Source organism: Phenylobacterium sp. (genome assembly GCF_036677185.1).
Classification (GTDB): Bacteria; Pseudomonadota; Alphaproteobacteria; order Caulobacterales; family Caulobacteraceae; genus Phenylobacterium.
In genome coordinates this window covers 243,937-263,371 of sequence record NZ_JAKFEN010000017.1, presented here as the reverse complement: position 1 = coordinate 263,371, position 19,435 = coordinate 243,937, and the positions used below count along the sequence as shown (strand labels likewise).

General features: G+C 69.9%; 21 protein-coding genes. 8 read left to right on the top strand and 13 right to left on the bottom strand.

Features of this window, described 5'->3' with window-relative positions; all coding sequences use genetic code 11:
- Positions 1-212 precede the first annotated feature (212 nt).
- Together V6M51_RS08520 and V6M51_RS08515 are read right to left on the bottom strand one after the other, a co-directional pair.
- On the bottom strand, positions 213-620 hold the full coding sequence (locus V6M51_RS08520) for a metallopeptidase family protein (RefSeq protein WP_332766299.1): 408 nt from the start codon (positions 618-620) through the stop codon (positions 213-215).
- Positions 613-1,194, bottom strand: coding sequence for a hypothetical protein (locus V6M51_RS08515; RefSeq protein ID WP_332766297.1), 582 nt, complete (start codon positions 1,192-1,194; stop codon positions 613-615). Before V6M51_RS08515 ends, V6M51_RS08520 begins: the two co-directional genes overlap by 8 nt.
- A gap of 87 nt (positions 1,195-1,281) precedes the next feature.
- Here V6M51_RS08515 and V6M51_RS08510 point away from each other — a divergent pair, with 87 nt between their 5' ends.
- The gene (locus tag V6M51_RS08510) at positions 1,282-3,600 is read left to right on the top strand and encodes a sensor histidine kinase (protein ID WP_332766295.1); all 2,319 of its coding nucleotides are present in this window, start codon (positions 1,282-1,284) and stop codon (positions 3,598-3,600) included.
- Here the strand turns inward: V6M51_RS08510 and V6M51_RS08505 are convergent.
- The 8 genes from V6M51_RS08505 to sdhC all read right to left on the bottom strand — a co-directional run bounded on the left by V6M51_RS08505 (position 3,597) and on the right by sdhC (position 10,822).
- Positions 3,597-4,787 (bottom strand): class I SAM-dependent methyltransferase, encoded by a 1,191-nt coding sequence (locus tag V6M51_RS08505; protein WP_332766293.1) that lies wholly within the window; start codon positions 4,785-4,787, stop codon positions 3,597-3,599. The two genes, V6M51_RS08510 and V6M51_RS08505, sit on opposite strands and share 4 nt — an antisense overlap.
- Positions 4,788-5,005: 218 nt before the next feature.
- On the bottom strand, positions 5,006-5,326 hold the full coding sequence (locus V6M51_RS08500) for a 2Fe-2S iron-sulfur cluster-binding protein (RefSeq protein ID WP_332766291.1): 321 nt from the start codon (positions 5,324-5,326) through the stop codon (positions 5,006-5,008).
- A gap of 19 nt (positions 5,327-5,345) precedes the next feature.
- Positions 5,346-6,575, bottom strand: a complete 1,230-nt coding sequence (locus V6M51_RS08495) for an NAD(P)/FAD-dependent oxidoreductase (RefSeq protein WP_332766289.1) — start codon at positions 6,573-6,575, stop codon at positions 5,346-5,348.
- A gap of 83 nt (positions 6,576-6,658) precedes the next feature.
- The gene (locus V6M51_RS08490) at positions 6,659-7,441 is read right to left on the bottom strand and encodes a succinate dehydrogenase iron-sulfur subunit (protein ID WP_305674235.1); all 783 of its coding nucleotides are present in this window, start codon (positions 7,439-7,441) and stop codon (positions 6,659-6,661) included.
- A gap of 40 nt (positions 7,442-7,481) precedes the next feature.
- On the bottom strand, positions 7,482-8,231 hold the full coding sequence (locus V6M51_RS08485; protein WP_332766288.1) for a class I SAM-dependent methyltransferase: 750 nt from the start codon (positions 8,229-8,231) through the stop codon (positions 7,482-7,484).
- 8 nt (positions 8,232-8,239) lie between these two features.
- On the bottom strand, positions 8,240-10,027 hold the full coding sequence (gene sdhA, locus V6M51_RS08480; protein WP_332766287.1) for a succinate dehydrogenase flavoprotein subunit: 1,788 nt from the start codon (positions 10,025-10,027) through the stop codon (positions 8,240-8,242).
- Between the two features lie 4 nt (positions 10,028-10,031).
- Positions 10,032-10,424, bottom strand: a complete 393-nt coding sequence (gene sdhD, locus V6M51_RS08475; protein WP_332766286.1) for a succinate dehydrogenase, hydrophobic membrane anchor protein — start codon at positions 10,422-10,424, stop codon at positions 10,032-10,034.
- Complete coding sequence (gene sdhC / locus V6M51_RS08470) at positions 10,424-10,822, bottom strand: succinate dehydrogenase, cytochrome b556 subunit (protein ID WP_332766285.1); 399 nt, start codon at positions 10,820-10,822, stop codon at positions 10,424-10,426. Before sdhC ends, sdhD begins: the two co-directional genes overlap by 1 nt.
- Positions 10,823-11,003: 181 nt before the next feature.
- Here sdhC and V6M51_RS08465 point away from each other — a divergent pair, with 181 nt between their 5' ends.
- Entirely contained in the window at positions 11,004-11,885 is an 882-nt protein-coding gene (locus V6M51_RS08465; RefSeq protein WP_332766283.1) for a LysR substrate-binding domain-containing protein, read from the top strand.
- Here the strand turns inward: V6M51_RS08465 and zapE are convergent.
- A complete protein-coding gene (gene zapE, locus V6M51_RS08460; protein WP_332766281.1) occupies positions 11,882-12,997 on the bottom strand; it encodes a cell division protein ZapE in 1,116 nt (371 codons plus the stop codon). The two genes, V6M51_RS08465 and zapE, sit on opposite strands and share 4 nt — an antisense overlap.
- A 95-nt stretch (positions 12,998-13,092) precedes the next feature.
- Here zapE and V6M51_RS08455 point away from each other — a divergent pair, with 95 nt between their 5' ends.
- Positions 13,093-13,368 carry a hypothetical protein gene (locus tag V6M51_RS08455; RefSeq protein WP_332766280.1) on the top strand — a complete coding sequence of 92 codons (276 nt, stop codon included), beginning with the start codon at positions 13,093-13,095 and terminating at the stop codon, positions 13,366-13,368.
- On the opposite strand, the gene V6M51_RS08450 is transcribed toward V6M51_RS08455, so the two are convergent.
- Together V6M51_RS08450 and mnmH are read right to left on the bottom strand one after the other, a co-directional pair.
- The gene (locus V6M51_RS08450; protein WP_332766278.1) at positions 13,359-14,003 is read right to left on the bottom strand and encodes a hypothetical protein; all 645 of its coding nucleotides are present in this window, start codon (positions 14,001-14,003) and stop codon (positions 13,359-13,361) included. The two genes, V6M51_RS08455 and V6M51_RS08450, sit on opposite strands and share 10 nt — an antisense overlap.
- 30 nt (positions 14,004-14,033) lie before the next feature.
- Complete coding sequence (gene mnmH, locus V6M51_RS08445) at positions 14,034-15,146, bottom strand: tRNA 2-selenouridine(34) synthase MnmH (RefSeq protein ID WP_332766276.1); 1,113 nt, start codon at positions 15,144-15,146, stop codon at positions 14,034-14,036.
- Between the two features lie 65 nt (positions 15,147-15,211).
- Here mnmH and selD point away from each other — a divergent pair, with 65 nt between their 5' ends.
- Genes selD through V6M51_RS08420 form a run of 5 tightly spaced genes read left to right on the top strand, consistent with a single transcriptional unit; the run spans position 15,212 to position 19,431 of the window.
- Positions 15,212-16,252 (top strand): selenide, water dikinase SelD, encoded by a 1,041-nt coding sequence (gene selD, locus V6M51_RS08440; protein ID WP_332766275.1) that lies wholly within the window; start codon positions 15,212-15,214, stop codon positions 16,250-16,252.
- A gap of 42 nt (positions 16,253-16,294) precedes the next feature.
- A complete protein-coding gene (locus V6M51_RS08435) occupies positions 16,295-17,161 on the top strand; it encodes a GNAT family N-acetyltransferase (RefSeq protein ID WP_332766274.1) in 867 nt (288 codons plus the stop codon).
- Positions 17,158-17,643 (top strand): tRNA (adenosine(37)-N6)-threonylcarbamoyltransferase complex ATPase subunit type 1 TsaE, encoded by a 486-nt coding sequence (gene tsaE / locus V6M51_RS08430; protein WP_332766273.1) that lies wholly within the window; start codon positions 17,158-17,160, stop codon positions 17,641-17,643. Before V6M51_RS08435 ends, tsaE begins: the two co-directional genes overlap by 4 nt.
- Complete coding sequence (gene amgK / locus V6M51_RS08425) at positions 17,621-18,721, top strand: N-acetylmuramate/N-acetylglucosamine kinase AmgK (RefSeq protein ID WP_332766271.1); 1,101 nt, start codon at positions 17,621-17,623, stop codon at positions 18,719-18,721. Before tsaE ends, amgK begins: the two co-directional genes overlap by 23 nt.
- Entirely contained in the window at positions 18,718-19,431 is a 714-nt protein-coding gene (locus tag V6M51_RS08420; protein WP_332766269.1) for a nucleotidyltransferase family protein, read from the top strand. Before amgK ends, V6M51_RS08420 begins: the two co-directional genes overlap by 4 nt.
- The last annotated feature ends 4 nt before the right edge of the window (positions 19,432-19,435 follow it).

Here is a 19,435-nt window from a genome sequence, read left to right as displayed (position 1 = left end):
CCTCTGGGGGAGCTGGCCCGAAGGGCCTGAGGGGGACTTTGACTCCTGTTCGGAGCCGTCGAACCTCCGCTGAAGGGCATTTTAGTCCCCCTCACCCGGCCATGCGGCCGGGAGCTCCCCCAGAGGGGGAGCATCTGACCACCGTGCCGCTTCGGCCATCGGGCAATTGCGATAGCCCAGCGTTTACGGGGGAGGAGGACCGCACCCGATCCCTAATCCGCCGCCGCCTCGATGGCGTGGATGTCGTCATCGGAGAGGCCGAAGTGGTGGCCGATCTCGTGGACCAGGACGTGGGTCACAAGGTCCTCCAGGGTGACGTCGCCGCGCTCGGCCCATTCGTCGAGGATCGGCCGGCGATAGAGGAACACCCGCGACGGGCCCGGGCTGGGATCGAAGACCGAACGGTGGCCGAGGTCGACCCCATGATAGAGGCCGGTGAGCTCGAAGGCGTCCGGGATGCCCAGTTCGTCCAGGATGTCTTCGGTGGCGAAGTCGTCGACGCGGAACACCACCTCGCCGGCCATGTCGCGGAAGCCCTTGGGCAGGGCGGCGAAGGCGGCTTCGGCGATGGCCGCCAGGTCATCGAGGGACGGCGCGCGGCCGCGGTACGGATCACTCATCGGGCACGATGATATGCGGCGACTCGGGCAGGCGCGCCTCGAAAAGCCCGATGTCGAGCGGTTGTTGCGGCTTGACCGCCTGCAGCGGCTGCTGGGTCAGGGCGCGAATGGCCTCCGGATCGAGGCTCTGGCGGCCCTTGCGGCGGGCCTGGCGCGCCTGGGGCGTTTCCGGCCGGACGGTGGGCGCGGCCCCGATCCGCCAGTAGGAAACCATCAGCCGCCAGGTGGTGGGCGGTGGGGCCTTGGCCTGCGGCCAGCGGCGGCCGTCCTGATAGCTGGGCTGCAGTGGTGCGGGCGCGCGGGCGCGGGTCGCCGCCACCGTCTCGGTCAGGCGCAGGAAGCGGTCCTCCGGGGGCAGGCTGGCCGTTCGGCCCGGACGCTCGTCCTCCAATCGTCCGGCATAGGCGTCGAGCGCCGCCTCGCGGGTGGCGAACCGCGGTCCGGCGGCCTCGACGACGAAGGCCACGCGCTCCCCGGCGAGCGCCTCCGCCTCCCGTTCGCGGGCCGCGCGCGCCAAGGGAGCCGAAAGCGCCTGTTCGGCATTGGCCGCCACGGGGTAGAGGATCGCCGTCATGGTTGCGATCATCGCCCAAAACACAGGACCGGAATATGGTGATCGGATGATTCGCTGTCGACGAGGACGGGCGTCGATGGGACGCCGATGAGCGAGCACGAGCTCATCCTGGCCGCGGCGGCGGGCGCCGTCATGCTGGCCATCTGCGCCACCCTGCTGGCCCTGGCCCAACGGCGGCAGGGCGAGGCGCGGATCAAGGCCCTGCGCCAGCAGATCGCCAGCCTCGAGCTGGGCGCCGAGGCCGCCCAGGCCTCGGCCGAGGCCTTCGATTCCGCCCTGCTGGCTGTCCAGGACGGCCATGCCCTGCTGGCCTCGGGCGAGGAGAGCCTGGCGGTCTGCGTCACGGCGCTCGGCCTGCTCAACGCCGACCCCCAGGGCGTCATGGCCGCGCTGATGCGGGCCGATCCCGACCATGCCCGGCGCCTGCGCGCCCTGTTCGAGCGCGGCGAGGCCTGCGCCTTCGAGGTGCGCGGCCCCGCCGGCGTGGTGGCCGTGGAAGGCCGAGCGGCCGGCGCGCTCGCCTGGCTGCGGCTCTCGGCGATCATCGGCGAGGACGCGGGCCTACCCACCGCGCCGCGGTTCGCCGCCTTCCTGAACGCGCGGACGACCCCCGCCTGGATCGCCGCGGCCGACGGAGCGCCGGTCTGGGTCAACGGCGCCTGGCTAGCGGCGGCGGGGGTGACCGACCTCGACGAGGCCGCCGCCAAGAACGCGACCTTCGACCGGGCGGGCGACGCGCTCGCCAGCGAGGCCGCCAATCTGGGGCGGAAGCGCGAGACCTTGCGCTGGACCAGCCTGGACGGACGCCGCCGCGCCTTCCAGATCACCGCCCAACCGCTGGAAGGCGGCGGAGTCGGGGTCTGGACCGAGGACGTCACCGAGGCCGAGGAGATGCGCGAACTGCTCAAGCGCCAGCTCGCCGCCCACGACGAGACCCTGAACCACATCGCCGACGCCGTGGCGATCTTCGGCGAAGGCAAGAAGCTCATTTTCCACAACACCGCTTTCGCCGAGCTGTGGGGGCTGGAGCCCGCCTGGCTGGCCGAACTGCCCACCCACGGCGAGATCCTGGATCGCCTGCGCCAGCGCCGCCGGCTGCCGGAGACCGCCAACTACGACAAGTGGAAGGCCGCCGAACTCGACCGCTACGAAGACGTCGCCTCGGCGCCCGACGACCTGTGGAGCCTGCCCGACGGCCGGACCCTGCGGGTGGTTCGCCAGCCTCACCCCATGGGCGGGGTGGTGCTGCTGTTTTCCGACATCACCGGCGAGCTGAAGCTCAAGGCCCAGTACAACGCCCTGATCCAGGTGCAGCAGGCCACGCTCGACAAGCTGAACGACGCGGTGGCGGTGTTCGGCTCCGACGGCCGCCTGCGGCTGCACAATGAGGCCTTCGAGCGGTTCTGGAACATCACGCCGGCGCAACTGGACCTGGCCCACGACTTCGAGGGCGTGGTCGAGCTCTGCATCCCGCGCCTGCACGACATGGGCTTCTGGCGTGAGCTGAAAGGCCGTGTGGCCGACACCGACCCCCAGGCCCGCGCACCGATCTCCGGCGAGGTGAAGACCTCGGACTCGCGCATCGTGGTCTATCAGAGCCGCCCGCTGCCCGACGGGGCGACCCTGATCGCCTTCGCCGACGTCACCGACGCCCGCAAGCTGGAGAGCGCGCTCGCCGACCGCTCCGCGGCGCTCGCCGACGCCGAGCGGCTGAAGCGCGACTTCGTGGGCAACGTTTCCTACGAGCTGCGCACCCCGCTCACCACCATCATCGGCTACTCCGAGCTGCTGGAGCGCTCGGGCGAGAACCTGTCGGAGCGCGGGCGCGGCCACGCCGCGGCGGTGCGCACGGCCGCCACCCAGCTCGCCCGCTCGATCGACGACGTGCTGGACATGGCCCAGATCGACGCCGACGAGATGGCGCTGGACCTCGACGACGTCCGGGTCGCCGACCTGCTCAGCCAGACCGCCGGCCGCTGGACCCCCGAGGCGGAGGCCGCCGGGGTGACCATCAAGGTTGAGCACGCCGAGGACATCGGCCTGATCCGCGGCGACATGAAACGCCTGACCCAGGCGCTCGACCACCTGACCGAGAACGCCATCCGCCAGACCCCGCCCGACGGCCTGGTGACCATCGCCGCGCGCCGCGCCCAGGGCGAGATCCAGCTGCAGGTGAGCGACACGGGGCGGGGCATCCCATTCCACGTCCAGGCGCACATCTTCGACCGATTCATCGGCCGCGAGCGCGGCGGACCGGGCCTGGGCCTGGCCCTGGTCAAGGCGCTGGTGGAGCTGCACGGCGGCTGGGTGGCCCTGGAGAGCGAACCGGGCGCCGGCGCCACCTTCACCTGCCATCTGCCCGAGACCGCCCAAGGGGCGGCGGGACACCCGGAGTTGAGCTTCTAGCGCAGCGCGCGGCGCGACCAGCCGGAATAGGTCATGGCCGCCGGGGCCGTGGCCTCGGCATAGGCGTAGCCGGTCAGGCCCGAACTGCTTTCCAGGTGCAAGCGGACCATGGCGCCGGCCGGCGCCTGCAGCCGGAAACGCCAGCCGACCGGGCTGTTGGCCGCATTGGGGAAGGCGGCGAGCACGTCTGGGCGCTCGCGGTCGGGAACCACGCTCAAGGCCAGCCGCCCGTCCACGTGGACACTGACCCGGGAGATCTCGCGGCCTGGCGTGCGCTCGATGGCCCAGCCGGCAAAGTCGGTCTCGCCGGTGGGCAGCAGGGTGGCGGTCTCGAACCCGCCCATCGGCGTGCTGGCCAGCTTGAGGCCCGAGAGGTCAACGCCGGGGGCGCCCACCACATAAAGGTCCTGGTTCTCGTAGAGCCCCTTGGGGAACCGCCGCCAGCTCGCGCCCGGACTGACGGCCTCGATCGCCGCCCCGACATAGGCCTCCGTCACATAGGACATGCCGTAGATCTCGAGGTCGAGGGAGCCGCTCTCGCTGAACCGCAGATAGGTCAGGCCGGACGGGTCCATGGCGTGGCCGGCCGGCAGGATGGCCTGGTCATGGACACTGAAGGCCAGCACGCCCTTGGGCCCCAGGAAGCCGTGGAGCTTGGCCAGCCAGCGCTGGAACAGACCGTCGGGCAGGTGGGAGAACATCGAGCCGACGAAGACCAGGTCATGGCCGCCGGCGTGTTCGAATCCGCCGGGGTCGGGGGCGGAGAAGACACCGGTGACCCCGAAGGTCGCCTCCTGCCAGGCGACGGCGTCGTGATAGATGTCGCCGACGAAGATCTGCGAGGGTTTGAGCGTCTGCTCCAGCACCCGGGTCAGCCGCCCCCAGCCCGACGCGAAGTCCAGCACCGTGCCCAGGTTGGCGAAGCCGCCCAGGGCCCCGTCGACGATCTGCCGATAGGCGTCGAAATGGCGAAGCGTCGACTCGACGAACTTGAAGCCGGCGATCGAGACGTCGTGCTCGTAGTTCGGCAGGATCGCCTTGAAGAACATCTCGTCGTTCGCCGGCAGCGGCCGGCAGAAGCGATCGGCGTCCAGGCCGTAGCGGCCGAGATAGTCGCGGATGAAGGCCAGGTAGCGCGGATCGATGGCGTCGAAGGCGAGATCGCGGCTCTGGCCGGCGTCCGTCATTGCGTGTTCCATGCCCTTCCAGGAAGCGCCAAACGTCCCTTCTCCCCTTGCGGGAGAAGGTGGCCTTGCGGAGCAAGGTCGGATGAGGGGTCTCTCAGAACTGCGAGACTAACTTCGGGCGGAGGACGGACGGATAGGGCCATCGACCCCTCATCCGTCAGGCTTCGCCTGCCACCTTCTCCCGCAAGGGGAGAAGGAAGCCAATAGCCGGAACGCGCCTAGTGCTGGCTCTCGGGCATGCGCACGACCAGGCCGTCCAGCTCGTCGGAGACCTTGATCTGGCAGGACAGGCGGCTGTTGGGTTCGACGTTCTCGGCGAAGTCCAGCATGGAGTCCTCCATGGCCGACTTCGAGCCGGTCTTGGCCAGCCATTCGTCGTCCACATAAACGTGGCAGGTGGCGCAGGCGCAGGCCCCGCCGCAGTCGGCGTCGATGCCCGGGATGTTGTTCTTCACCGCGCCTTCCATCACCGTCAGGCCGGTCTTCACGTCGATCGCGTGCTCAGTTCCGTCGTGTTCGACATAGGTGATCTTGGCCATTTACTCCCCTTCGCCGCTTTTATGCGGTGACCTCTTTCATGGATATGGATGGGTCCGCAAGCTTGCCGAGATCGACCGGCTTGCGGTTGGCGATGAGCAATTTGCCCATCATGAACTCAGGCGGCGAGTTGATCGCCTCCACGGATTGGACCTGGTCGCCCTTCAGGTGGAAGACGGCGAACTTGGCGCTGGCGGGGTCGCCGCGCAGCAGGATGCGGTCGACGTCGAAGGCGTAGCCGGCGATCTGGAGCTTCAGGTCGTACTGGTCCGACCACTGCCACGGCACCTCGCCCGGCGGGGGCGCTCGGCCGACGATGGCGCTGGCGGCCTGCTTGGCCTGTTCCAAGGCGTTGGGCACGCTCTCCATACGGAACATGCGGTCGTAGATCGGCATCGGACGGTGGGCGACGTCGCCGATCGCGAAGACCGAACGGTCGGCGGTGCGCGCCTCCAGGTCGACGACGATGCCGCGGGCGGTGTCGAGGCCGGCTTCCTTGGCGATCTCATCATTGGGCGCCGCGCCCACCCCGATCAGGGCGGCGTCGCAGGCGATGACCCGGCCGTCGGCAAGCTTCACCCCGGTGACATGGCCGTTCTCGCCCTCGAAGCCCGCCACCGTGGCGCCCAGCTCGAAGGTCACTTCGTGGCGCTTGTGATAGTCGAGAAAGAAGGTCGAGAGTTCCTCGCAGGCGACGCGGGCCAACAGGCGCGGCTCGCGCTCGATCACCACCACCTCGGCGCCCAGGGCGCGGCCGGACGCCGCCGCCTCCAGCCCGATATAGCCGCCGCCGATCACCGCCAGGCGCTTGCCGGGTCCGATGGTGGCCTTGAGGATCTCGGCGTCGGCCGCCGTGCGCAGCTCCAGCAGGCCGTCCAGGTGCGCGCCCTCGACCGGCAGCTTGATGGCCCGGGCGCCGGTGGCGATGATCAGGTAGTCGTAGGTCACGACGTCGCCGGTGGAGAGGGTGACCTGCTTGGCCTCCCGCGCCAGCTTGACGGCCCGCGTGTTGGGCCGGAAGTCGATTCCGTGTTCGGCGTAGAACTCCAAGGGCTTCAGGGCCAGGGAATCGGCGTCGGCCTCCCCCTTCAGCCAGGCCTTGCTGAGCGGCGGGCGCTGATAGGGCGGGATCGGCTCTTCGCCCACCAGGGTGATCGGACCTTCGTGGCCGTACTGGCGCAGCAGGGCGGCCGCGGTGCCTCCCGCGTGACCGGCCCCGAGGATCACCACATGCGTGTCCGATTGGCTCATAGATGCCCCATGCAGAAAAGTGACGACGGCGTCAACTTCCCGAACACGGTTCGGATTGTCTCAGCCTCCCAGGAAGAGAAGCCTCAGACGACCCGGTCCACCAGCATCTTCTTGATCTCGCCGATGGCCTTGGCGGGATTCAGCCCCTTCGGGCAGACCTGGGCGCAATTCATGATTGTGTGGCAGCGGTAGAGCTTGAAGGGATCCTCAAGGTCGTCCAGCCGGTCGCCGGTCGCCTCGTCGCGGCTGTCCACCAGCCAGCGGTAGGATTGCAGCAGGGCCGCGGGGCCCAGGTACTTCTCGCCGTTCCACCAGTAGCTGGGGCAGGAGGTCGAGCAGCAGGCGCAGAGGATGCACTCGTAGAGGCCGTCGATCTTGGAACGGTCTTCAGGCGTCTGCAGCCACTCGGTCTGCGGCTCCGGGGTGGTGGTGTGCAGCCAGGGCTCGATCGAGGCGTACTGGGCGTAGAACATGGTCATGTCGGGGACCAGGTCCTTGATCACCGGCATGTGAGGCAGCGGAGCGATCTGGCACTGGGCGCCCGGGACCTCATCGTGGCCGTGGGTGCAGGCCAGCGTGTTGCGGCCGCCGATGTTCATGGCGCACGACCCGCAGACCCCCTCGCGGCAGGAGCGGCGGAAACTGAGCGTCGGATCGACGGTGTTCTTGATGTGGATCAGCACGTCCAGGACCATGGGCCCGCAGGCGTCGACGTCCACGTCATAGGTGTCCCAGCGCGGGTTCTCGGTCCCCTCGGGATCGTAGCGGTAGACCTTGAAGGTCTTGACCTTGGTCGCGCCGGCGGGGGCCGGATGGTGCTCGCCCCTCTGGACGCGGGAGTTCTTGGGAAGGCGGAGTTGGACCATCAGACGCTTTCCTTGCGCGAATTACTGTTCGGGCGCCGGTTCATGCGGCGGCCCTCGGCATGGCGACCGCGGCGGCGGCCCCGGCCTTGCGGCCTAGGAGGATCGCTCCGTGGTGGCCGCCGTGATCGGTGGAGACCAGGCTGACCTCCTCGACGCCCGCGGCGTTCAACCGCCGCAGGACCTGGGAGAGGTCGTAGTCGTACATCGAGACGATCCCGGTCGGCGGGGCCCCTCGCAGGCGCGCCAGCAGCGGCCACGCTAGCCGCCGCCAGCCGCGCGGCGCGGCCGGGGCGAGATGGGGTTCGCGCCAGGCCGTCACGTGCAGGCTGACATGGCCGCCGGGGGCGAGCCTCGCCAGCAGCTCGTCGATCAGGGCCAGGCCACGCCAGGGCGGGATGTGCTGGAAGACGATGAAGGAGTTGATCCAGTCGAAGGGCCCGTCCGGCAGCTGGTCGACATAGTTGGCCTTGCCGCCGAGCTCGCGCGCCTTGGCCAGCATGCCGGGCGAGATGTCGTAGCCGATGGTGTCGGCCAGGGCCGCCATGGCCTCGGCCAGCCGCCCGGTCCCGCAGCCGAAGTCCAGCGCCCGGCCGCCGGGTCGCGCGCCGGTGGCGTGCTCCAGCCGCTGGGCGATATCCTCGATGTACTGGACGCCCGAGGCGTAGAACGCCGCCAGCCGCTCGGGCGTGAGGTTCTCCGTCCGATAGTCGGGATGGGTCAGCACGCCCCAAAAGGGCTGGGTGGCGCCCAGCTCCCGCCAATCGGCGTCGGTGTCGCGTGCGGGGGTCATGGCGGCGCCTAGTAAACCCGCGCCTTGGGGGGGATGTAGGCGATGTCGTTGGTCATGGTGAAGCTGTGCACCGGCCGGTAGTCGATGGCGACCTTGCCCGTGGCGTCGTCGAACCAGGTCAGGGTGTGCTTCATCCACTCGCCGTCGTTGCGGTCGGGGAAGTTCTCGTGGGCGTGGGCGCCGCGGCTTTCGGTGCGGTTGTAGGCGCCGGCCACCGTGGTGGTCGCCTGACCGACCAGATTGTCGAACTCCAGGGTCTCGACCAGGTCGGTGTTCCAGATCAGGCCGCGATCGGTGACCTTGAGGTCGGGCCGCTTGGCGTGGATGGCCTCCAGGCGCTTGACCCCCGAGGCCAGGCTGTCGGTGGTGCGGAACACCGCGGCGTCATCCTGCATGGCCTTCTGCATTTCCAGCCGCAGGGCGGCGGTGGGCGTGCTTCCCGAGGCGTTGCGGAACTTGTCGAAGCGGGCCAGGTGGCCGTCGGTCATGGCCGGCTTCAGCTCGACCTGGGTCGCCCCGGCCTTGATGGTGTCGGCGCAGCGCAGGGCGGCCGAGCGGCCGAACACCACCAGGTCGATCAGCGAGTTGGAGCCCAGGCGGTTGGCGCCGTGCACCGAGACGCAGGCCGCCTCGCCCACAGCCATCAGGCCCGGAACCACCTTGTCCGGATCGTCGCCCAGCCGGGTGACCACCTCGGAATAGAAGTTCGTGGGGATGCCGCCCATGTTGTAGTGCACGGTCGGCAGGACCGGGATCGGCTCCTTGGTCACGTCGACCCCGGCGAAGATCTTGGCGCTCTCCGAGATGCCGGGCAGGCGCTCGGCCAGGATCTTCGGGTCCAGGTGGTCCAGGTGGAGGAAGATGTGGTCCTTCTTCGGCCCCACGCCTCGGCCTTCGCGGATCTCGATGGTCATGGCGCGGCTGACCATGTCGCGCGGGGCCAGGTCCTTCACGCTGGGCGCGTAGCGCTCCATGAAGCGCTCGCCTTCCGAATTGGTCAGGTAGCCGCCCTCGCCCCGGGCGCCCTCGGTGATCAGGCAACCGGCGCCATAGATGCCGGTGGGGTGGAACTGCACGAACTCCATGTCCTGCAGGGGCAGGCCGGCGCGCAGGGCCATGCCGCCGCCATCACCGGTGCAGGTGTGGGCGCTGGTGGCCGAGAAATAGGCGCGGCCATAGCCGCCGGTGGCCAGGATCACCTGCTGGGCCTGGAACCGGTGCAGGGTGCCGTCGTCCAGCTTCCAGGCGGTGACGCCGCGGCAGACGCCCTCGTCCATGATCAGGTCGAGCGCGAAGTACTCGATGAAGAACTCTGTGTCCTTGGACAGGGCCTGGCCATACATGGTGTGGAGCATGGCGTGGCCGGTGCGGTCGGCCGCCGCGCAGGTGCGCTGGATCGGCGCCTCCCCATAGTTGCGGGTCATGCCGCCGAAGGCGCGCTGGTAGATCTTGCCATCGGCGGTGCGCGAGAACGGCACGCCCCAGTGCTCCAGCTCATAGACCGCGGCCGGGGCGTTGCGGCACAGGTATTCGATGGCGTCCTGGTCGCCCAGCCAGTCCGACCCCTTGACGGTGTCGTACATGTGCCAGCGCCAGTCGTCCTCGCCCATATTGCCCAGGCTGGCCGAGATGCCGCCCTGGGCCGCCACGGTGTGGCTGCGGGTCGGGAAGACCTTGGAGATGCAGGCCGTCTTCAGGCCCGCCGCGGCGCAGCCCAGCGCCGCGCGCAGGCCGGAGCCGCCGGCCCCCACCACGACGACGTCGAACTTGTGGTCGATGAACTGATAGCTCGCCATGGGATCAGAGAGCGCCTCCCAGCGCGACCTTCAGGATGGAGAACACCGCCAGCGTACCCGCGAGCGCGCAGACGAAGAGGTTGAGCAGCAGCAGGCCGGTCCGGCTGAGGGTCTTTTCGACATAGTCCTCGATGACCACCCGCATGCCGCCGTGCATGTGCAGGAAGCTGACCACCACCAGCAGGACCATCAGGGTCGGGTTCAGCGGCGAGGCCGTCAGCCAGGCCACGGCCCCGGCATAGTCGGTGCTGGACAGCCGCAGGACGGCGAAGACGCCCCACAGCACCAGCGGTACGAGGGCCACGGCGGTGACCCGCTCGGAGATCCATTCCCCGACCCCGTGCTTGGCGGCGCCCAGGCCTCGGGCCCGGCCGAGCGGCGTGCGATAGCTGCTCATCAAAGCGCTCCCGTCATGTAGGCGATGGCCCAGATGGCCAGGCTCGCGGCGATGGCGAAGGCGATGCAGACCACCGCGCCGAGGCTGGCGGTCTGCGGCCGGTAGCCGAAGCCCAGGTCCCAGATCAGGTGCTGCACGCCCTTGGCCAGGTGGAAGAAGGTCGAGACGGTCAGGCCGAACATGGCCAGCAGCCCCAGCGGCGTGCCGAGCAGGGCCTGGAAGGCGCCATAGGCCTCCGGCCCCGAGGCCAGGCAGACCGCCCAGGCCGCGAGGATCAGGCCGCCGCCATAGATGGCGCATCCGGTCACCCGGTGGGCGATGGAGGTCGCCATGGTCACGTGCCATCGCCAGATGCTGGTGAACGGCGAGAGCGGGCGTGCGCGGGGAGCGTCTGTCATGGGCCGTTTTCCGAACAGGAAGAAGCGGCTCCGCTTTTAAGCCGCCTCCCCAGGCTGTCAACGAAGGCTCGGGAACAACGGCGAACGCCGCGCACCTTCCTTCGCCAAATCCGAAGTCTGAGCTATTCTGGCGACGGCGCAATGCGTCTTTCGGGTAGGTTCCCTTCGCAGGAGACGAAGGATGCGGTTCGATCTGATCGATCTGAAGCTGTTCTGCGAGGTCGTGGACGCGGGATCCATCACCGGTGGGGCGGAACGCAGCGCGCTCGCCCTGGCGGCGGCCTCGACGCGCATCCGCAACATGGAGCAGGCGCTGGGCGCGCCGCTGCTGTCGCGCTCGCGCCAGGGGATCGCCGCGACCCCCGCTGGGCTGACCCTGCTGAAGCACGCCCGCACCATCATGGCCCAGAGCGCCCTGCTGCGGGAGGACCTGGGATCCTACGCCGGAGGCTTCTCCGGCGAGGTGCGACTGCTGGCCAACACCAATGCGCTGACCGAATTCCTGCCCGAGGCGCTCAGCCGCTTCCTGGCCGACCACCCGCAGGTCAGCGTCAATCTCGAGGAGCGGCTCTCCGACGAGATCGTCGGGCTGATCGCCGAGGGCGTCGGCGATGTCGGCATCGTGGCGGGCACGGTGGACGTGGGGCGGCTGGAGACTTTCCCGTTCCGCACCGACCGCTTCGTCGTGGTCACCGGCGCGGGCCATCCTTTGGCGAGCCGAAGCTCGGTGACCTTCGCCGACGTCCTGGACTGCGACATCGTCGGCCTGGATCGGGCGAGTTCCCTGCAGCGGTTCCTGGCGAGCAAGGCGGCCCGGGAGGGCAAGCCCCTGCGCCTGCGGGTGCAGCTGCGCAGCTTCGACGCGGTCTGCCGGCTGGTGGAGTGCGGGGTCGGCGTCGGCATCGTGCCCCAGACCACTGCGGCCCGGGCGGCCAAGACCATGGCGCTTGGGGTGGTGGACCTTTCGGACGACTGGGCCCTGCGCGAACTGACCATCTGCGTGCGCGGCATGGACGAACTGCGCCCCTATGCCCGCGAGCTGGTGGCGAGCCTGCGGGCCTAGTCGCGCTCGCCCAGCCAGTCCGCCGAGCGCATTTCCTGCAGGCGCGAGGCGGTGCGCTCGAACTCGAAGGCCCCGTCGCCTTCCGGATAGAGCGCCATGGGCTCGGCCTCGGCCAACACGATCAGCCGGACCCGGGCCTCGTAGAGGGCGTCGATCAGGATCACGAACCGCCGAGCCTCCTCCCGCCGGTTGGCGGTGAGCCGCGGCAGGTCCTGCAGGAACACCGTGTGGAAGCGTTCGGCGATGGCCACATAGTCGTTGGGACCCAGCGCCACCGAGCAGAGACTGGCGAAGGAGGCGCGGACCATGCCGCCCTCGGCGTGGGGCAGATGCACCTTCCGGCCCAGGACCTCCAGGGTCTCGCCGATCTCTTCCTCGACCCCCAGCATGTCGCGCCACAGGGCCATGAAGCTGGCCTCGTTGTCGCGATCGTTGGGCGAGAACCAGGTCCCCGCCGCCCGTAGGCGGTCCAGGCGGTAGTCGTGCGACCCGGCCACCGCCACCACGTCCATCCGCGCCTTGATCAGGGCGATGAAGGGCAGGAACAGCTGGCGGTTGATACCGTCCTTGTAGAGGGCGTCGGGGGTCCGGTTCGACGTCGCCACCAGGGTCACGCCGCGGGCCAGCAGGGCCTCGAACAGCCGCCCCAGGATCATGGCGTCGGCGATGTCGGTGACCTGGAACTCGTCGAAGCACAGCAGGCGGGCCTCAGCGGCCACCACGTCGGCGACGGGGGCGATGGGGTCGTCCCCTTTCGCCTGGCCGAACCGGGCCTTGCGCGCGGCGGGATCGCCCTTGCGCCAGGCGTCGATCAGCCGGTGGACCTCGCCCATGAAGACGTGGAAATGGGTGCGGCGCTTCTTCTCCACCGGGGCGGTCTCGAAGAACAGGTCCATCAGCAGGGACTTGCCCCGCCCGACCGGACCCCAGAGATAGACGCCGCGCTGACTCTCCGGCTTCTTGAACAGAGCGCCCCATCCGTTGGGTTGAGCCGCTTCCAGGTCCGCCTCGAGGCGCGCCAAGGCGGCCAGGGCCGGACCCTGGGCGGGGTCGGGACGGATGTCGCCCCGCGCCAGGCGGGCGTCATAGGCGGCATTGAGGGCGGACGGCATCGTCCCGGCCTAACCCGCCCGCGCGGCGGCCTCAAGGGGAACGGGCCATGCCGCTCGCGGGTTGATGATGCTGTACCCAACAACAGGAGCCGACCATGCCCCAGGATCCCCGGAGCTACTCGCCGACGCCTCAGCAGGCCAGTCTGGCCCGTGAGACGGACGGCGGCGTCGGTCAGGACGCCCAGCGCGATCCCAATCAGGTCGACGGCGAGACCCGCGCCTTCGAGGCGGGGCCGGCCAACCAGGACCTGTTCGAACTGGAGGACCAGCTGCTGGCCGCGCGGCCCAGCAAGGCCCCCGTCGACCGCGAGCACGGCCCCAAGACCAAGGGCCGCAGCAAGCAGATCGTCTCGGGCAAACCCTACGGCTGAGCCGCGCCGAGCTCCTTGCGCACGAAGCGGTAGGTCTCGCGCTTCTCACAGGCGCAGGCCCGCATCTCGCCGTCAGCGGTCCACCAGACCAGCAGGGGATAGGCGAAGTTGATTCCGTTGGCCTTCATCAGCGGGGTCATGTCGTCGACGAACTTGCGGCCGGCCTCCACCACCGCGGTGCGGGCCAGATCGCCGTCGGCGGGCGCGATGCCTGGCGCCGTCCAGGCCTCGGCGGGCACGGATTCCCAGCGCTCCATCAGCGGCCAGGAGCGGTTGAGCCACAGCTCGGCCACGGTGGCCCGCTCGGCGGGGCTGGATTTCGAAACACCGTTGTAGTCGCGCCGGGCGATCTCGATGACCCTCGTATCGACCTTGGCGGCGTGCAGGCCGGGGAACTCCTCCTGCTTGAAGCGGATGCAGTCCGGGCAGGTGCGGAACGAGACCATGTAGAGCTTGGGGCCAGTATTGCCCGGCGACACCCAGCCCGAGCTTTCCAGCAGCTTGGTGATCTCGGCCTGGTGTTTGGTGATGGTTTTCGGCCGCCAGCGCAGGTCGTAATGCCACCAGGCGAAGAGGCCGCCGCCGACCACGGCGACCATCAGGATCAGGATCGCCCACAGACGAAAGCGCTTCATGCACGGCTCCGACGCATCTTGGGCGTGAGGTTAGGTCGTCGGGTCCATCTCGACCAGGGCGGCGATGCGGTCGGCGGCGGCCGACAGGGTCACCGGGTCGAGCGTATCGAGCTCGATCAGGGCCAATCTGGGCCTGGCGTCCCTGCGCGCCGAGCGTTCATAGGCCGGGTCGTAGTGCAGTTCCATCAGGGCCTGGGCCAGGTCGGCGAAGGCGCCCGCCTCGATCATGGCGCGCCAGCCGGCCAGGCGCTTGGCGCTGGGATGCACCGGCAGCCGGGTCAGGGCCTCCTCCAGCCGCGCGCGATCGCTGACGATATCGCCATAGGCGTTGACGAGGTAACGGGCCCGCTCGGCCATCGGGGCGGCGATCTCGATGCGCGAGGCGCCGGCCATGGCCTTCCACAGCATGGGCGGGGTCATCCGATCGCCGATCTTGCTGGATTCCGCCTCGGTCACGATGGGGCGGGCGGGATCGAGTTCGTCCAGGGCCGCCAGGAGCCGGCTCTCGAACATCTTCTGGCTGGGCTGCGGCCGGCCGGCTATGGCCCCGAACAGCGAGCCGCGATGGCCGGCCAGGCCCTCCAGGTCCAGGACCTGCAAGCCCCGCGCCGCCAGCAGTCCCAGCATCTGCGTCTTGCCCGAGCCGGTGTGGCCGTCCAGCAGGATCAGCTTCAGCGGCGTCTCGGCCTCGTAGAGCCGGGCCTGGACGCTGCGCCGATAGGTGCGGTAGCCGCCCGACAAGAGGGTCGTGCGCCAGCCCACCTGCGACAGGATCGTGGCCATGGCCGTCGAGCGCTGTCCGCCTCGCCAACAATAGACCAGGGGCGCGAAGGCGCCCGTCCGGTCGGCCAGGGCCGTCTCCAGGTGTCGGGCGATATTGCGGGCCACATAGGCCGCTCCGATCCGCCGGGCCAGGAACCGTGACTGCTGGACATATATCGTTCCGACCTCGGCCCGCTCGGCGTCGGTGAGCACCGGCAGGTTGATCGCGCCGGGCAGGTGGTCCTCGGCGAACTCGCCCGGGCTGCGGACGTCGATGATCGCGTCGAACCGCGCCAGGCTGGCGGCGTCAACCTGCGAGGTGACGCCGATGGCCGCCGCGCCCTGGCCTCCCGACGCCGCGGGCGTCCCGTCCTGCCCCATCGCCTCTTTCCGCGCGCTGCTGTAACCCGTCCATCTCGCCTCTTGGCCAAGGGACCGCAAGCGCCATGACCGTTCGTCTCACCTCGCTCGCCCATGGAGGCGGCTGCGGCTGCAAGCTGGCGCCGGGCGTTCTGAAGGACATCCTGTCGGGCATGCCGGCCACGGCGATCTTCCCCCAGCTGCTCGTGGGGACCGAGACCTCGGACGACGCGGCGGTCTGGCGGCTGAACGACAGCCAGGCCCTGGTGGCGACGACCGACTTCTTCATGCCGGTGGTGGACGACCCCTTCGACTTCGGCCGCATCGCCGCGACCAATGCTCTGTCGGACATCTACGCCATGGGGGCGACGCCGATCTTCGCCCTGGCCATCGTCGGCATGCCGGTCGACAAGCTGCCGCTGGCGACGATCCGCGCCATCCTCGAGGGCGGCGCCTCGGTCTGCGCCGCGGCGGGTGTTCCCGTGGCCGGCGGCCACTCCATCGACAGCGTCGAACCTATCTATGGCCTGGTGGCGCTGGGCCTGGTCCACCCCGACAAGCTCCTGAAGAACAGCGGCGCGCGAGCGGGCGACAGCCTGATCCTCACCAAGGGCCTGGGGGTCGGCATCCTCAGCGCGGCCTTCAAGCAGGAGAAGCTGGACGCCGGCGGCTACGAGGCTCTGATCGCCTCCACCACCCAGCTCAACGCCGTGGGCGCGGAACTCGCGGGCCTGGATGGCGTCAGCGCGCTCACCGACGTCACCGGCTTCGGCCTGCTGGGCCATGCGCTGGAGATGTGCCGCGGGGCCGGGGTATCGGCCGAGATCGACGCCCAGGCGCCCGTCCTGCTGCCCGGCGTGGAAGCCCTGGCGCGGGAGGGGGTGCGCACCGGCGCCTCGGGTCGCAACTGGACGAGCTATGGCGGCGACGTGCGCCTGCCCGAGGGCCTGTCCGACTGGCGCCGTGACATCCTGTGCGATCCCCAGACCAGCGGCGGCCTGCTGATCGCCGTCGCGCCCGACAAGGCCGACGCGGTGCTCGGCCTGGTCCGCGGCCGTGGATTCGACCGCGCCGCGATCGTCGGCCGGCTGGCGGACGGGCCGCCGCAGGTGCGAGTGCTCGGCTGAGTCGCTTGCGGTAGGCGCGGGGCGGAGGGCACACTTGCCGTCATGACGGTCGCGACCACCTCCGACGTCGTGCGGGCCGCCCAGGACCGCCACGACCACATCGTCGACATCCTGATCGCCGAGCGGGCGCCCAAGCTGTCGGGAAGCGCGGTCTGGCCCCTCGCGCGCCCGTTGCTGTACGCCTTGCTGGACTATGCCAAGGCCCGGCGGATGGCGCAGGCCATAGCCCCCCTGCCCGGCCGGGCGGCGCTCGACCATGTGTCCCGGCTGCTGGACGTGCGGGTCACGACGCAGGGCCTGTCCCATGTTCCCGCCAGGGGCCGGGTCATCCTGATCTGCAACCACCCGACCGGCATCGCCGACGGGATCGCGGTGTTCGACGCGCTGAAGGCCGTCCGCCCCGACATCTGTTTCTACGCCAATTCCGACGCCCATCGGGTGTCGCCCGGCTTCGACGAGGTGCTGATCCCGGTGGAGTGGGTGGAGGCCAAGCGCACCCGCGAACGCACCCGACTCACCCTCCAGATGACCCGCGAGGCCATGGAGGCCGAGCGCGCCCTGGTGATCTTCCCGGCCGGCCGGCTGGCGCGCCGCGGACCCGACGGCCGGCTGTCCGATCCGGAATGGCAGACCAGCGCGCTGTCCCTTGCCCGCAAGTACGAGGCGCCGGTCGTGCCGATGCACCTGACCGGACCCTCCTCGACCCTGTTCCATTTCTTCAACCGATTCAACGGCGAGCTACGCGACATCACCCTGTTCCACGAGTTGCTGAATAAGCGCGGCCGGGCCTTCGACCTGATCGTCGGCCCGCCCGTGCCGCCGGACAGGATCGATCCCGACGCCACCACCGCCACCCTGGCGCTGAAGGCCTATATCGAGCGCGTCCTGCCGACCGAGGCCCTGGCATGATCGCCCTGCCGGCCGAGGGCGACTTCCGCCTCGACGACGAGGCGGCCACCGCCCGGCTGGGCGCGGCCATCGCCCGCGAGCTCAGGCCCGGCGAGGCGGTCTGCCTGAGCGGGCCGCTGGGGGCCGGCAAGTCGACCCTGGCCCGCGCCCTGGTCCGGACCCTGACCACCCCGGCCGAGGAGGTGCCCAGCCCGACCTTCACCCTGGTGCAGTTCTACGAGGGGCAAGGACTCAAGGTCGCCCATTTCGACCTCTATCGCCTGACCAGTTCCGACGAGGCCTATGAGATCGGCCTGGACGAGGCGCTTGACGACGGCGCCGCGGTGATCGAGTGGCCCGAGCGTCTGGCGGGCCACCTGCCCGCCGACCGACTCGATATAGAGATCGTCATCGACATCGCGCCGGACGGCGGGGAAGCGCGCCGCGCGCGGCTGATCCCCGCCGGCGCCTGGGAAGGACGTGGGCTTGAGTTCGCAACGTGAAGGCCAGAAGGCCGAGTTCCTAAGGCAGGCGGGCCTGGCTGACGCGCAGCGGGTGGCGCTGGCCGGGGACGCCTCGACGCGCAGCTATGAGCGCCTGCATCTGGCCGACGGGACCAGCCTGATCCTGATGGACCAGCCGCCGAAGGCCGAGACCGCCCCCTGCCCGCCCGACGCCACGCCCGAGGCGCGCCGCGCCGCCGGCTACAACGCCCTGGCCCGCCTGGCGGCGGGCCGGGTCGACGCCTTCGTGGCCACCGCCGCCTGGCTGCGCGGCCAGGGCCTGTCGGCGCCGGAGATCGTCGCCCATGACGCAACCCAAGGCCTGGCGGTGCTGGAGGACTTGGGCGACGGCCTGTTCGCCCTGCTGATCGAGGCCGGCCAGGACGAGGCGCCCCTCTATGACGACGCCATCGCCACCCTGGTCAGCCTGCACGCCGCCGCGCCGCCCAGCATCCTGGAGGCGCCAGGCGGGGTTGCCTGGCCGCTGCTGGACTATGACGAGGTGGCGCTGAAGACCGCCGGCGATCTGTTGCCGGAATGGCTGCCCAAGCTGCGGCCCGAACTCCACTTCGACGACGCCGTGGTCGCCGAGTGGGAGGCCATCTGGGCCCCGATCCGCGCCCACGGGGCGGCGGGCGCCAGCGTATTCTGCCATCGCGACTACCACGCCGAGAACCTTATCTGGCTGCCGGAGCGGCTGGGTCCGGCCCGGGTCGGCCTGCTGGACTTCCAAGACGCCGTGCGCGCCCATCCGGCCTGGGACATGTCCATGCTGCTGCACGACGCCCGCCGCGACGTCTCGCCGGAGCGGGAGACGGCCGCCCTAGCCCGCTATTTCGAGCTGCGCCCGCAGGTCGACCGGGAGGCCTTCCTAGCGGACTACCACGCGCTCGGAGCCCTCAACATCGCCCGCATCCTGGGTATCTTCGCGCGACTGGTGACCCGCGACGGCAAGCCCCGATACGCCGCCTTCATGCCCCGGCTCTGGACCTATCTGGACCGCTGCCTGGCCGATCCGTCGCTGGCCGCGCTTAAGGGCTGGGTCGACGCCAATATTCCGCCGGGCGCGCGCCGATGACCGCCTCGATCAAGACCGCCATGGTGCTGGCCGCAGGGCTCGGCACCCGCATGAAGCCGCTCACCGACCACCGGCCCAAGGCCCTGGTCGAGGTGGCCGGCAAGGCGCTGATCGACCATGTCCTGGACCGGCTCGGAGACGCCGGGGTGGAGACCGCCGTGGTCAATGTCCACCATTTCGCCGAGCAGATGGAGGCCCACCTGGCGGGGCGCGTCCATCCCCGCGTGGTGATCTCCGATGAGCGCCCCGCCCTGCTGGATTCCGGCGGCGGCATCAAGGCCGCCCGCGCCGTGCTGGGCGACGACCCCATCTTCATCGCCAATATCGACAGCCTGTGGATCGACGGCGCCACCCCGCCGCTGGAGCAGATGAAGGCCGCCTGGGATCCGGCGCGCATGGACATGCTGCTGCTGCTGGTCCCCAAGGGCCAGGGGATAGGCTTCGAGGGGCCTCGCGGCTTCTTCATGGACGCCGACGGCCGGATCACCCATTCCGCCGACGACGCCAATCCGGCGCCCTTGGCCAATATCGGCTTCCAGATCATGAAGCCCAGCTTGCTGGACGAAGAGCCCGACGGCGCGTTTTCCATCCTGCCGGTGTGGTGGCGGCTGCAGAAGACCGGCCGCATCTTCGGCGTGGCCATGGACGCCTTCTGGATGCACGTCGGCGATCCCGCCGCGCGCGACGAGGCCGAGGCAAGGCTGACGTGAGCAT